Origin of the sequence: Kribbella turkmenica (genome assembly GCF_004348725.1) — a bacterium.
Classification (GTDB): Bacteria; Actinomycetota; Actinomycetes; order Propionibacteriales; family Kribbellaceae; genus Kribbella; species Kribbella turkmenica.
In genome coordinates this window covers 37024-48904 of the sequence record NZ_SMKR01000035.1, presented here as the reverse complement: position 1 = coordinate 48904, position 11881 = coordinate 37024, and the positions used below count along the sequence as shown (strand labels likewise).

Sequence of the window (11881 nt, the reverse complement as noted above, 5' to 3'; positions counted from 1 at the left end):
GGCGGGTGGGGGTCGCCGGCGGTGGCTGAGCAGGCGCTACCGCGTGGCCGCGCCTGCTCGTCGTACTCAGGAGGACGACTTCACCTTCGCCGCCGCCGACTCCGGCATCGGCTCGTAGCGGGAGAACGACCGCGTGAACGACGCGGCGCCGTGGGACAGCGACCGCAGGTCGATGGCGTAGCGGGTGATCTCCACCTGCGGCACCTCGGCCTTCACCACCGTGCGGTCGTCGCCGACCTTGTCGGTGCCGAGCAGCCGCCCGCGCCGGCCGGAAAGGTCGCTCATCACCGCACCGACCAACTCGTCCGGGACCATCACCGAGACCAGGTCCACCGGCTCCAGCAGGCTCACCTTCGTCGCGGCCGCCGCCTCCCGCAGCGCCAAGCCGCCGGCCATCTGGAACGCCATGTCGGACGAGTCGACGCTGTGCGCCTTGCCGTCCAGCAGCGTGACCCGGATGTCGACCATCGGGTAGCCGGCCGCGACACCCCTCTCCATCTGCGCCCGGACGCCCTTCTCCACACTCGGGATGAACTGCCGTGGCACCGCCCCACCGACCACCTTGTCGACGAACTCGAAGTCGGAACCCTCCGGCAACGGCTCCACCTCGATGTCGCAGACGGCGTACTGGCCATGGCCGCCGGACTGCTTGACGTGCCGCCCGTGCCCCTTGGCCTTCCCGCCGAACGTCTCCCGCAGCGGCACCCGCAACTCCACGGTGTCCACGGTCACGCCGTACCGGTTCGCCAGCCCGTCCAGGACGACGTCCGAGTGCGCCTCCCCCATGCACCACAGCACGATCTGGTGGGTCTCGGGGTTCTGTTCGATCCGCAGCGTCGGGTCCTCGGCGGCCAGCCGCTGCAACCCGATCCCCAGCTTGTCCTCGTCGGTCTTGGCATGCGCCTGGACCGCGATCGGCAGCAGCGGCTCGGGCATCGTCCACGGCTTGAGCAGCAGCGGGTCCGACTTGTCGGACAAGGTGTCACCGGTCTCCGCCCGGGTCAGCCGCCCGATCGCGCACAGGTCGCCCGCGATCACCGCGGACGCCGGCCGCTGGAGCTTGCCCAGCGGGAACGACAGCGTGCCGATCTTCTCGTCCTCGTCGTGGTCGGCGTGTGAGCTCTCACCGAAGAACGACGTGAAATGGCCCGACACGTGAACCGTCGTGTCGGGCCTGATGGTGCCGGAGAACACCCGCACCAGGCTGACCCTGCCGACGTACGGGTCCGACGTCGTCTTCACCACCTCGGCGAGCAGCGGCCCGCTCGGGTCGCAGGCGAGTCCCTGGCGCGGTACGCCGTGCGAGGTGTAGACCTCCGGGAGAATGTGCTCGGGGGGCGACGGGAAGCCGCTCGTCATCACCTCGAGCAACTCCTGGGTGCCGACACCGGTGCCACTGCAGACCGGGACGACGGGGAAGAACGAGCCCCGGGCGACGGCGCGCTCGAGGTCCTCGATCAGCACCTTCTGGTCGATCTCCTCGCCGCCCAGGTAGCGGTCCATCAGCGACTCGTCCTCGGACTCCTCGATGATGCCCTCGATCAGCGAGCCGCGGAGCTCCTCGATCTGGTCCGCGTGCGACTCGTCCGGGGCCGCCGTGGAGCGCTTGCCGTCGGCGTACTCGTAGTAGGTCTGCGAGAGCAGTCCGATCAGCCCGTCACCGGCGGGCAGGTAGAGCGGCAGCACCTTGTCGCCGAACGCGGCCTGCGCGGCGGCCAGCGCGTTCTGGTAGTTCGCCCGGGCGTGGTCGAGCTTGGTGATCACGACGGCCCGCGGCATGCCGACCTGGTCGCATTCGTGCCACAGCGTCTTGGTCGGCTCGTCGACGCCCTCGCTCGCCGAGATCACGAACAGGGCGCAGTCGGCGGCCCGGAGGCCGGCGCGCAGTTCACCGACGAAATCGGCGTACCCGGGGGTGTCGATCAGGTTGACCTTGACATCGTCGTGCGGCAAAGAGGCCAGTGAGAGCCCGACCGACCGCTGCTGGCGGATCTCGGCGTCGTCGAAGTCGCAGACCGTGGTGCCGTCGAGGACGGTGCCGGGTCTGGACAGCACGCCGGAGGCCACCAGCAGGGCCTCGACGAGAGTGGTCTTGCCGGCACCGGACGGGCCGACGAGCACCACGTTGCGGATGGCGGCCGGGCTGTCCACAGCGGGGGCGGCTCCGGTGCCCTGGGAAGTATTCGCCTTGTCTGCCATGACGTTCCTCCTGGTCCACCCACGATTCCCCCAACGGCCACTCAGCACAAGAGCCTTCGGACGGCGTTTTCTCCCTGACGGGTCAGCGTGATCCCGGCGATCGGTACTGTCGCCGCATGCGAAGGGCCCTCGTCACCGCGATCACGCTGCTCGTCACCGCCCTCGCACTGGCCGGCTTCGCGAGCCCCGCCTCGGCCGCCCCCGGCGACGAGGTGAAGAGCTTCCGGATCGAGTACACCGTCACCCCCGACGGGGTGCTGAAGGTGAAGGAGACGATCGCCTACAGCTTCGGCAGCACCGGGCGGCACGGCATCTACCGCGACCTGGTCACCCGGGAGCCGTGGCGTGACGACGACTCGAAGGACCAGCGGTACGACGTCTCGGACATCACCGTCGACTCGCCCTCGGGCGCGCCCGACGAGTTCACCACCGAGACCGCCGCGTCGAACGGCGACCGGTACCAGACACTGCGGATCAAGATCGGCTCCTCGTCCGAGACGATCCGCGGATACGACGCGACGTACGTGATCACGTACGACGTCCGCGGCGCGCTCCGGCACTTCGACGACCACAGCGAGCTGTACTGGGACGCCACCGGCTCCGCCTGGGAGGCCGTGCTCAACCGGGTCTCGGTCGACGTCACCGTGCCCCAAGGCGTGACCCAGGTCGAGTGCTTCACCGGTACGGCGGGCTCGCAGGCGACCTGCCCGGAGAAGACGGTCAGCGGTGGGAAGGGCGTCTTCGGCGCGAGTGACCTGTCACGCGGCGAGCAGCTGACCATCGTCGCGGGGATCAAGGCCGGCGCGGTCAGCAACGACACCCCGATCCTCGTCGACCCGCCGAGCTGGATGGAACGGTCAGGCGTCACCTGGCCCTCGCTCGTCACCTCGGCTGCGGCGACCGTGGTCGCGATCGTGGCGGCGGTGCTGTACTGGCAGAAGGGCAGCCCGGACCAGCGGTTCGCCGGGATGCCGCCGGGGACGTTCCCGCCGGACGGGATGGCGGCGCAGCCGGTCAGGGACGACCTGGCCGAGGACCAGATCCCGGTCGCGTTCGCGCCACCCCGGATCCCGGTCGCCGAGGGCGGCCTGCTGATCGACGCGAAGGCGAACACGACGGAGACCGCCGCGACGCTGATCGAGCTGGCCGTGCGCGGCGGCGTCCGGGTCGAGAACACCGGCAACTCGCAGAGCGCCGTACTGGTGAATCCGGCGGCGGCGACCGCGCCGCACGAGCAGCTGCTGCTGTCCGGGCTGTTCCCGTCGCTGCAGCCGGGGTCGGCCGTCGTCCTGCGGCGTGGAGCGGTCGGCGATCACACCATGCGGCGGGCGCACGACGGGATGGTCGCGGCGCTGCGGGACCAGGTGAAGCAGCGTGGGTGGTACCTGCGGATGCCGCGGCGGGGTGGTGGCTCGGTGTTCAGGAACGGCTTCGGCTGCGCATGTACGGCGATGATCGGGATCTGGGTGTTCGGCGCCGGGCTGATGGGCACCATCGTCGGCGCCGCGACCGGGGGACTGGGCCGGGCGGTGGTGATCGGGGTGCCGGTGGTCGCCGTGATCGTTGCCATTGGCATCTGGATCGCCAAGCGGGCGCGTGGTCAGCGGAATCCGGCCGGGCGGGCGGTGACCGATCAGCTGATCGGGTTCCGGAAGTACCTGGCGACGGCCGAGGCGGACCAGTTGCGGTTCGAGGAGGGCGAGGACATCTTCAGCAAGTACCTGCCCTGGGCGATCGTCTTCGGGCTGGCCGACCGCTGGCAGCAGCTCTGCGCCCAACTGGTCGCGGCCGGCCGCGTCACCCCCGACCCGTACTGGTACTCGGGCCCGTCCTACTACACCTCCGGCTGGACGGCAGGCGCCCTCAGCCACACCGTCGCCAGCACCTTCGACCCCCCGCCCGCCCCGGCCGGCTCCGGCTCCGGCGGCGGCTCCTCGTCAGGCTTCAGCGGCGGCTCCTCCGGCGGCGGAGGAGGCGGCGGAGGCGGCGGCAGTTGGTAACCCACCGACGGTGGGTGGTGGCAGAAGGCTGCACCAGCCATCGTCCACGTCGGTCGGGAAGGAAGGCTGCTGCGTGCGCCCACCACGGGCCGCGGGGGTGGGTCGCCTCTGCGACCGGGTCGGCCGCAGGGGCACTCAGAGAGCCGAACGAGAAACTGGGAAGAAGCTCTTCAGACCTTCCCACCAGCGATGGGCGGCGCCGTCGGGTCGGTGGCGCCACCGTCGCCCGCACCTTCCCGCGCCAGGTAGTCCTCGAGGTGGAACAGATTGTCACCAGCGCGCTTCGCCACGTTGACCAGCGTGTTCATCGCCGCGACCTCCTCGACCTGCTCCTTGAGGAACCACTGCATGAACTGCTCACCGATGTAGTCGCTCTCGTCCCGCGCGGTCCGGGCGAGGGTCTCGATCTGCTTGGTGACGGTGATCTCCTGCTGCAGCGCCAGTTCCAGCGGCTCGAGCGCGCTCGTGAAGTCGGACTCGACCTCTCCGACGCCCGGGATGTGCGGCCGGATGCCCTTGTCGAGCAGGTACTGCACCATCATCATCGCGTGGTTGCGCTCTTCGAGAGCCTGCTTGTAGAAGTGGGACGCCAGCCGGGGCAGGTCCTGGTCGTCGTACCAGACAGCCACTGCCACATACTGCTGTGCCGCCGTGAATTCGTTACGGATCTGTTCTTGCAGAAGCTTCTCGTACGTGCTCATGCCGTCAATCTACTGGCCAGGATCCGTTTTCTCACCGTTGGCGAGGCTGACCTAACCCGCTCGGTCCGGTCCCAGTTCGACCACCTCGCGGCCGCCGCCGGGCAGGCTGATCCGGACCGTCGTCCGGTCGACCGCGACATCGATGCCTTCGGCAAGCGCTTCGGGCCGGAGCGCGTCCCGCGTGAGCAGTACGGCGCTGACCAGCACGAGCGGCTCGCCGTCGTGCGGAGCGGTCAGGTACGGCGTCGCCGAGTGCGCACCGAACGCGTTCGCGCCGAGCCCGCGGTGGACGCCGGCCTCGTCGTACCCGTGCAGCCCGACCACCGCCGACAGCAGGCCCTCGTCGTTGCGCGCCGACGCCCACCGGTACCCCGCGGTTGCCTCAGGCAAGGATTCGCCGGCGACCGCGAATCCGCCGCCGCGGACCAGCGCCCCGGCCGGGCCGTCGACCAGCACGCACCGGATCTCCCAGCCGCCGTGGACCACCGACGCGATCTCGATCCGCCACGGTCCGTCCGGCCCCAGCCACGCCTTGTGCCACGACGACGCCGTCCGTCCGGCGACCGCGATCCGCCGGATCCGCCCGCGTGCGCTCGATCGGCCCTCCGCGTCGACGAGCGAGATCAGGTTGTCGATCCGCGGCGCGTGGTCGGCCAGCTCCGGACCGGCGTGGTTGGCGTACGCGAGCCGGCTGTAATGCGCGTCGCCCTCCGGCTCCACACCCTCTGGCTCGGCCAACGGCGCGTGGTCGGCGCCGTGGTTGACCAACTGCACCACCTGGTCGTGCCGGCTCGCATGCACGATCCACCCCGGCGCAGGCATCGCACGTACCTGGTCGGCGTCATCCAGCGGCACCGAGTCCTCTGGGTCCGTCCACACCGGGTGCTCCGGCGGCAGCACGAGCCCGATGAAGCCCTTCGACGCCCAGTACGGCGAGCCGGGACCGGAGTACTGCTGAGTGGTCGGCAGGAAAGTGTCGTACCACCCGAGCGTCAGCAGCCCACGCTCGTCCGGCACACCGTGCTGGACGAAGTGCCGGGCGATCCCGGAGCACAGCCGCCGCGTCTGACCAGGCGTCAACGGATTGGCGTCCAGCAGTTCACCCATCCAGTACGGCGTGGCCGCAGCCATCCGGTAGGTCAGCGAGCGACCCTGGTACACCGGCGCACCGTCGTTGCCGACCAGATGCACGGCGTCCTCAAGGAACAGCCGCAGCCGTTCGCGGTACAGCTTCAGCCGGTCCTCGTACTGCGCGCCCGGCGTGGCAGCCGCCATCCGGGTCCACAACCCGGGGTAGAGGTGCATCGCCCAGCCGATGTAGTTGTCGAAGTTCTGCCCGTCGCCGTCGGAGTACCAGCCGTCGCCGACGTACCAGTCCTCGATCCGGTCCAGCCCGCCGTCGATGTCCTCCTGCGAGTACGGCGCGCCGACGGATGCCAGGAACTGTTCACTGACGACCTGGAAGAGTCGCCAGTTGTTGTCGTGCGTTGTCGACCCGTTGAATCCGCCGAGCCACTCGGCGACGTGCTCCTGCGCCCGGGTGTCGAGCCGGTCCCAGATCCATTCGCGGGTCTCGTGCAACGCGACCGCGATCGCGGCGGCCTCGACCATCTGCTGCGAGCGCGGGGTGAGCCGCAGCCACGCCTCGGGGTGGTCCGGGTTCGCGCCGTTCGCGACACCGCGCGCGTACCGCTCGATCAGCTGCTGGCACCCCTTGCCCTGCACCCCGGCGATCCGGAAGGCGGCCAGCATGAACGAGCGCGCGAAACCCTCCAATGCGTCAGATGCCGTCCCCGACCGACTCGGCCGCCCCGGCAGCGCGATCAGTGAAGCACCGGGGGAGAAGTACGGCACCAACGCATCGAGCAGATGATCGGCCAAAGCCTCCCAGTGCGCCCGGCTCCACCCGGTCTGACGCGAGAGCACTCGATCGGTATCGGGCAGGACGAGGCGGGTCATGGGGTCTCCCGGTCTGGACTGAGGAGTGGAGGGAGCGAAGCGACCGGAGCGACCGGAGCGACGAGGGAAGACCGGGAGCCAGGGCCCCAGGTCCCCGCCGGCGCCGGAGGCCCGGCAGACAGCACTGTCATGCGAGTCTCCCGAGGTCGGTGGCGTTGATGGCGTGTCGCAGGGGTTGGCCGGTGGTAAGGCGTTCGAGTTCGCCGACGGCGAGCTCGCCGAGGCGGGCGATCTCGTTGCCGACGGCGCCGGCGACATGCGGTGTGACGAACACGTTCGGCAGGTCGAGCAACGGGGAGTCCGCCGGCAGCGGCTCCGGGTCGGTGACGTCGAGGACGGCGTCGATCCGGCCGGACACGCACTCGCGCTCCAGCGCGACCGCGTCGATGATCTTGCCGCGGGCGGTGTTGATCAGCACCGAGCCGTCCCGTAGCAGCCCCAGCAACCGCGCGTTCACGAGACCGACCGTCTCCGGCAGCAGCGGTGCGTGCACACTGACGATGTCGCTGCGGCTGAACAGTTCGTCGTTCCCGACCAGTTCGGCGCCGAGCTCAGCCGCTTCGGCCGAGGTCAGGTAGGGATCGCTGATCAGCACGTGCAGGTCGAAGCCCCGCAGCCGCTCCGCGACCATCCGGCCGATCCGCGACGCTCCCAGCAGGCCCACCGTCGACCCGTAGCTGCCCGGCATCCCGTGCGGATCGGCCTTCGTCCGCTCGGTCCGGTACTGCGCCGCGAGCCGGAACGCCCGCTTGCCCGCCAGCACGACGGCGGCGACGGTGAACTCGGCCACGGGCAGCGCGTTGGCGTGCGCCGCCGACGAGACCTGGATACCCCGGTCGAACGCCTCGGGGGCGACGATCGCCTTCACCGAGCCGGCCGCGTGCAGGATCGCCTGCAGCTTCGGTGCGGCGTCCAGCACCTCCGGGCCGATCCGCGGGCAACCCCACCCGGTCAGCAGTACGTCGACGTCCGGCAGCGCGGCCGCGATCCGGGGATCGTCGAGGAACGTCGTCCCCGGCCCGACCGGGAGGACGGTAGCGACCGCATCCAGCCGGTCGCGGACCCGGGGGACGAGGACGCGATCCCGGCTGGCGTCGTTCATCGCCAGCATCACGGTCAGGGCGGAGTCTGGTTCGCTGCTCACCCCAGCAACTTAGCAAGCGCTTTCCAAACCTGTCGCCTCTGAGCCCGGAATTTGAAAAGATCCTGAAAGATCCTGCCGGCCGGAATGTGGTTCCGGCCTCGGGCGTTGTCACGGTCGAAGGACAGGACACAGGGGCCTCCCCGCCCTGTTGGTCACGTGCGAAGGAGACGAGGATGCTGCGACCGGACGACCTCTACGAGATCGTCGACGAGTCGGTGGCGACCGGCCCGGCGGCGACGCCGAAGGTGCTGGTGCATTCGCTGGACGGGTTCATGGACGCGGGTCAGGCGGGCCGGGTGACGGCCGACCACCTGCTCGAGGTGCTGGACAGCCGGTTGCTCGCGCGGTTCGACGTGGACCTCCTGCACGACTACCGGGCCCGGCGGCCCGAGGTGACGTTCGCCGAGGACCGGTTCATCGACTACACCCCGCCGCAGCTCGACCTGCACCTGCTGAAGGACGACGCGGGCGTCGAGTTCCTGCTGCTCGAAGGCGTCGAGCCGGACAACCACTGGAACCGGTTCGCCGGTGCGGCGCGGCAACTGATCGAGCGGTACAACGTGACGCTCACGATCGGCGTCCACGGCATCCCGATGGGCGTCCCGCACACCCGTCCGCTCGGCCTGACCGCGCACGCGACCCGTCCCGAGCTGGTCACGCGCTCGAACATCTGGGACGGCGAGATGCGGCTGCCAGCGAGCGCCGGCACGATGCTGCAGGTGCGGCTCGGCGAGGCCGGCAGGGACGCGATGGGCTTCGCGGTCCATGTGCCGCACTACCTGGCCGAGAATCGCTTCCCCGGTGCCGCGCTGGCCCTGGTGCACGCGATCTCCGCCGCGACCGGCCTGCTCCTCCCTAGCAAGGCCCTGCTCGACGAGGCCGCCGTCACCGGCCGGCTGGTCGACGAGCAGGTCGAGGCCTCGGAGGACGCGACCGCGGTGGTCAACGCGCTCGAGACGCAGTACGACGCCGCGGCCGGCTCGGTCAGCCGCGGCAGCCTGCTGGCCGGCTCGACGCCCTCGGCGGAAGAGCTGGGCGCGGAGGTCGAGCAGTTCCTGGCCGAGCTCAACCGCGAGGACGACAAGTAGGCCTCAGGCGGCGACCTTCTGGCGAGCCGACGGCGCCAGAAGGTTGTCCACGCTGACCCGTCCGGAGCCCACGGCGGCGAGCGTCAGCGACAACAGTCCGAGTGCGGCGACCAGCTCCCAGCCGCCGTTCGCGACGAAGACGCCGTTGGACAGGTGCACGAACGCGAGTGCGCCGACCATGTCGAGCGCCAGCAGCACGCCGGCCACCGGTGTGAGCACGCCGAGGATCAGCGCGACACCACCCAACAACTCGATCCCGGTCGCGTAGTACGCCGACAGCGTCGGGGCGGGCACTCCGATCTGCTCGAAGCCCGCGGCGGTGCGGTCGAGGCCGTTGGTCTGGAACTTCTGCCAGCCATGGGCGATGAAGACAACCCCCAGCCCGATCCTCGAGAGCAGCAGGACGAGATCGCGGGCGGCGGCCGATCGGAGCAGTTTCACAAGCCTCTCCTCGAAACAAGCGATTAATAATTGAGGGCTCAACTATACCGTGTGCGACCGAAAGCTCACCGAAAGACGCCGAGTGACGGTCTCCACACGACGTACGGCGTCCCGAGTTCGGCCGGACCTGTCAGGATGAGGCATGCCTGAGTCGCTGGAGGACCTGGTCGAGCTGCTCGACCTGGAGAAGATCGACGTCGACCTGTTCCGTGGGCGTCAGCCGCAGACCGCGATGCAACGGGTGTTCGGCGGCCAGGTGCTCGGTCAGGCGCTGGCGGCAGCCGGCCGGACCGTCGAGCCGGAGCGGATCGTGCACTCGCTGCACGGCTACTTCCTCCGCGGCGGCGACACGTCCGTGCCGATCATCTACCGCCCGGAGCCGACGCGGGACGGCGGTTCGTTCAGCAGCCGCCGAGTGGTCGCGTCGCAGAACGGCAAGCCGATCTTCTACATGTCGGCCTCCTTCCAGCGCCTCGAGCCGGGCCTCGACCACCAGGACCCGATGCCGGACGACCTGGTCGCCCCGGACGAGGCGCCCACGCTCGCGAGCGTGCTCGAGGCCCGCTCCGGCCGCAAGGCGGCCGACTGGGACAAGGAGTGGGCCGCCCTGGACGTCCGGCTGGCCGGAGTCACCGGCCGCCAGTTCTGGATCAAGGCCGCCGGCAAGCTCCCCGACGATCCCGCGCTGCACGCCTGCGTGCTGGCGTACGCGAGCGACCTGACGTTGCTCGGGGCAAGCTTGCTCCCGCACGGCATCGTCATCGGCGACCGCCGGATCCAGCCGGCGTCGCTCGACCACGCCCTCTGGTTCCACCGCCAGTTCCGCGCCGACGAGTGGCTGCTCTACGACCAGGCCTCGCCGTCCGCGTCCGGCGCCAGAGGTTTCGCCACCGGCCGCCTCTTCACCGAGAACGGCCACCTCGTCGCCTCGGTGGCTCAGGAAGGCCTCATCCGCCCGGTAGGCCTCGACCTCGACTAGCCCTCATCGGGCCTGCACCGCCAGCGCGATCGCGTCCGCGACCCGGTCGGCGTCCGGGATCGGGATGCCGGTGGCGACGCGAATGACGGGTGGCGCGGGCCTGGTCCAGCTGGCGCTCGCGCCGGCCACCGCGACCCCGTGCGAGGCGAGCACGAGCAGCGCCTCGGGCTCACTGCGGACCGGCACCCAGATCGCCAGGCCGTCCACCCCTGCGGACGGCACGCCGCGGGCAGCGAGCAGACCGGCGAGGTGCTCCCGCCGTTCCTGGTATGTCGTTCGCGCGGCAGCGACCGTGGAGCGTGCGGCCTCGTCCTCGAGCAGCCAGGCGAGAGCGTTCTGCAACAGGCGACTCGTCCAGCCTGACCCGAACTGGCGGTAGACGCGGACGCGCTCGATCGGTTCGGTCGCGCCCGCCATCACGCCCAGGCGAAGGTCGGGGGAGTGCGACTTGGAGTAGCTCCGCACGAGCACGCTCTGCTCCGGCAGCAACTCGGCCACCCCGTGGTAGTCGAACGCGCTCAGCTCGCCCAGTCCGTCGTCCTCGACCACCAGGGTGTCGGTGCCGGCGAGCAGCGCCGCCAGCTCGTCGCGCCGCCCGGGCGTCACCGACGCCCCGAGGTAGGAACTGCTGCGCGGTTCGTAGACGAACGCGACCGGATCCAGCCGGAGCGCGTCCCGCAGCGACGCCGGGATCGGACCGTCCGCGTCGGTCGCCACCGGTACGGCGCGGGCGCCGACGTTGTCGAGGATGTCGAGCAGTCGCGGGGTGGCCGGGTCCTCGATCGCCACGTGCTCACCGGGGACGACCGTCGTGCGCATGAGCAGCAGGAGGCCTTCGTAGCCGCCGTTCACGGTCATCCAGTTGTCGGTCCTGAACGGCCACGTGTGCTCGGCCGCGGCGCGGAGCGGTCCGCTGATCGACACGACGTCGTACGAGTGCACCTCCGGATCGCGGAGCGCGTGCTCGAAGGCCGGCGCCAGGTTCGGAAGCAGCGCCGGGTCCGGGACGGCGCGGGACAGGTTCAGCGTCTGGTTCGGCCAGAGGCGGGAGATGTTCTCGTAGCGCGCCGGCCGGGGGACCGCGAGGCCGCCGAGCACCCACGTGCCCTGGCGTCCACCGCCGGCGACCACACGTTGTTTGCGCAGCGTCGCCCAGGCCGCGGACACGGTCGCCGGGCTCACGTCGAGCCGGGACGCGAGGGCTCGCACCGTCGGCAGCCTGGTCTGTGGTGCGAGCTCACCGTGCCGGACCAGGCGCGCGATCGTGGCCGCGATCCCGGCCGCGCTGGCCTCGGTGACCTGCTCGGCCAGCCAGGCCGACGAGACCGCCGGACCGTCCTGCGGTGGCACGTCCTCGGCCACGCAGCCTC

General features: G+C 70.5%; 9 protein-coding genes. 3 read left to right on the top strand and 6 right to left on the bottom strand.

Going from position 1 to position 11881, the window contains the following annotated elements; all coding sequences use genetic code 11:
• Nucleotides 1-66 precede the first annotated feature (66 nt).
• Nucleotides 67-2199 (bottom strand): elongation factor G-like protein EF-G2, encoded by a 2133-nt coding sequence (locus E1218_RS10880; RefSeq protein ID WP_132318869.1) that lies wholly within the window; start codon nt 2197-2199, stop codon nt 67-69.
• 116 nt (nt 2200-2315) lie between these two features.
• Here E1218_RS10880 and E1218_RS10875 point away from each other — a divergent pair, with 116 nt between their 5' ends.
• Nucleotides 2316-4199, top strand: coding sequence for a DUF2207 domain-containing protein (locus E1218_RS10875; protein ID WP_132318867.1), 1884 nt, complete (start codon nt 2316-2318; stop codon nt 4197-4199).
• Between the two features lie 170 nt (nt 4200-4369).
• On the opposite strand, the gene E1218_RS10870 is transcribed toward E1218_RS10875, so the two are convergent.
• The 3 genes from E1218_RS10870 to E1218_RS10860 all read right to left on the bottom strand — a co-directional run bounded on the left by E1218_RS10870 (nt 4370) and on the right by E1218_RS10860 (nt 8003).
• Nucleotides 4370-4900 (bottom strand): ferritin, encoded by a 531-nt coding sequence (locus tag E1218_RS10870; RefSeq protein ID WP_132318865.1) that lies wholly within the window; start codon nt 4898-4900, stop codon nt 4370-4372.
• Between the two features lie 51 nt (nt 4901-4951).
• Nucleotides 4952-6859, bottom strand: coding sequence for a DUF2264 domain-containing protein (locus E1218_RS10865; protein ID WP_132318863.1), 1908 nt, complete (start codon nt 6857-6859; stop codon nt 4952-4954).
• Between the two features lie 127 nt (nt 6860-6986).
• A complete protein-coding gene (locus tag E1218_RS10860) occupies nt 6987-8003 on the bottom strand; it encodes a hydroxyacid dehydrogenase (protein WP_233712148.1) in 1017 nt (338 codons plus the stop codon).
• A gap of 173 nt (nt 8004-8176) precedes the next feature.
• On the opposite strand from E1218_RS10860, the gene E1218_RS10855 reads away from it, so the two are divergent.
• Nucleotides 8177-9091: a proteasome assembly chaperone family protein gene (locus E1218_RS10855; RefSeq protein WP_132318861.1), complete on the top strand. Its 915-nt coding sequence runs from the start codon at nt 8177-8179 to the stop codon at nt 9089-9091.
• A 3-nt stretch (nt 9092-9094) separates the two neighbouring features.
• Here the strand turns inward: E1218_RS10855 and E1218_RS10850 are convergent, their stop codons facing one another.
• Nucleotides 9095-9532: a DoxX family protein gene (locus tag E1218_RS10850; protein WP_202865914.1), complete on the bottom strand. Its 438-nt coding sequence runs from the start codon at nt 9530-9532 to the stop codon at nt 9095-9097.
• A gap of 142 nt (nt 9533-9674) precedes the next feature.
• On the opposite strand from E1218_RS10850, the gene E1218_RS10845 reads away from it, so the two are divergent.
• Nucleotides 9675-10511 carry an acyl-CoA thioesterase gene (locus E1218_RS10845; RefSeq protein ID WP_132318859.1) on the top strand — a complete coding sequence of 279 codons (837 nt, stop codon included), beginning with the start codon at nt 9675-9677 and terminating at the stop codon, nt 10509-10511.
• A gap of 3 nt (nt 10512-10514) precedes the next feature.
• On the opposite strand, the gene E1218_RS10840 is transcribed toward E1218_RS10845, so the two are convergent.
• Entirely contained in the window at nt 10515-11873 is a 1359-nt protein-coding gene (locus E1218_RS10840) for an aminotransferase-like domain-containing protein (protein ID WP_132318857.1), read from the bottom strand.
• Between the last annotated feature and the right edge of the window lie 8 nt (nt 11874-11881).

Coding starts and splice junctions, on each gene's coding strand:
- E1218_RS10880 (WP_132318869.1), bottom strand. CDS start 2,199: ATGGCAGACAAGGCGAATACTTCCCAGGGCACCGGAGCCGCCCCCGCT.
- E1218_RS10875 (WP_132318867.1), top strand. CDS start 2,316: ATGCGAAGGGCCCTCGTCACCGCGATCACGCTGCTCGTCACCGCCCTC.
- E1218_RS10870 (WP_132318865.1), bottom strand. CDS start 4,900: ATGAGCACGTACGAGAAGCTTCTGCAAGAACAGATCCGTAACGAATTC.
- E1218_RS10865 (WP_132318863.1), bottom strand. CDS start 6,859: ATGACCCGCCTCGTCCTGCCCGATACCGATCGAGTGCTCTCGCGTCAG.
- E1218_RS10855 (WP_132318861.1), top strand. CDS start 8,177: ATGCTGCGACCGGACGACCTCTACGAGATCGTCGACGAGTCGGTGGCG.
- E1218_RS10845 (WP_132318859.1), top strand. CDS start 9,675: ATGCCTGAGTCGCTGGAGGACCTGGTCGAGCTGCTCGACCTGGAGAAG.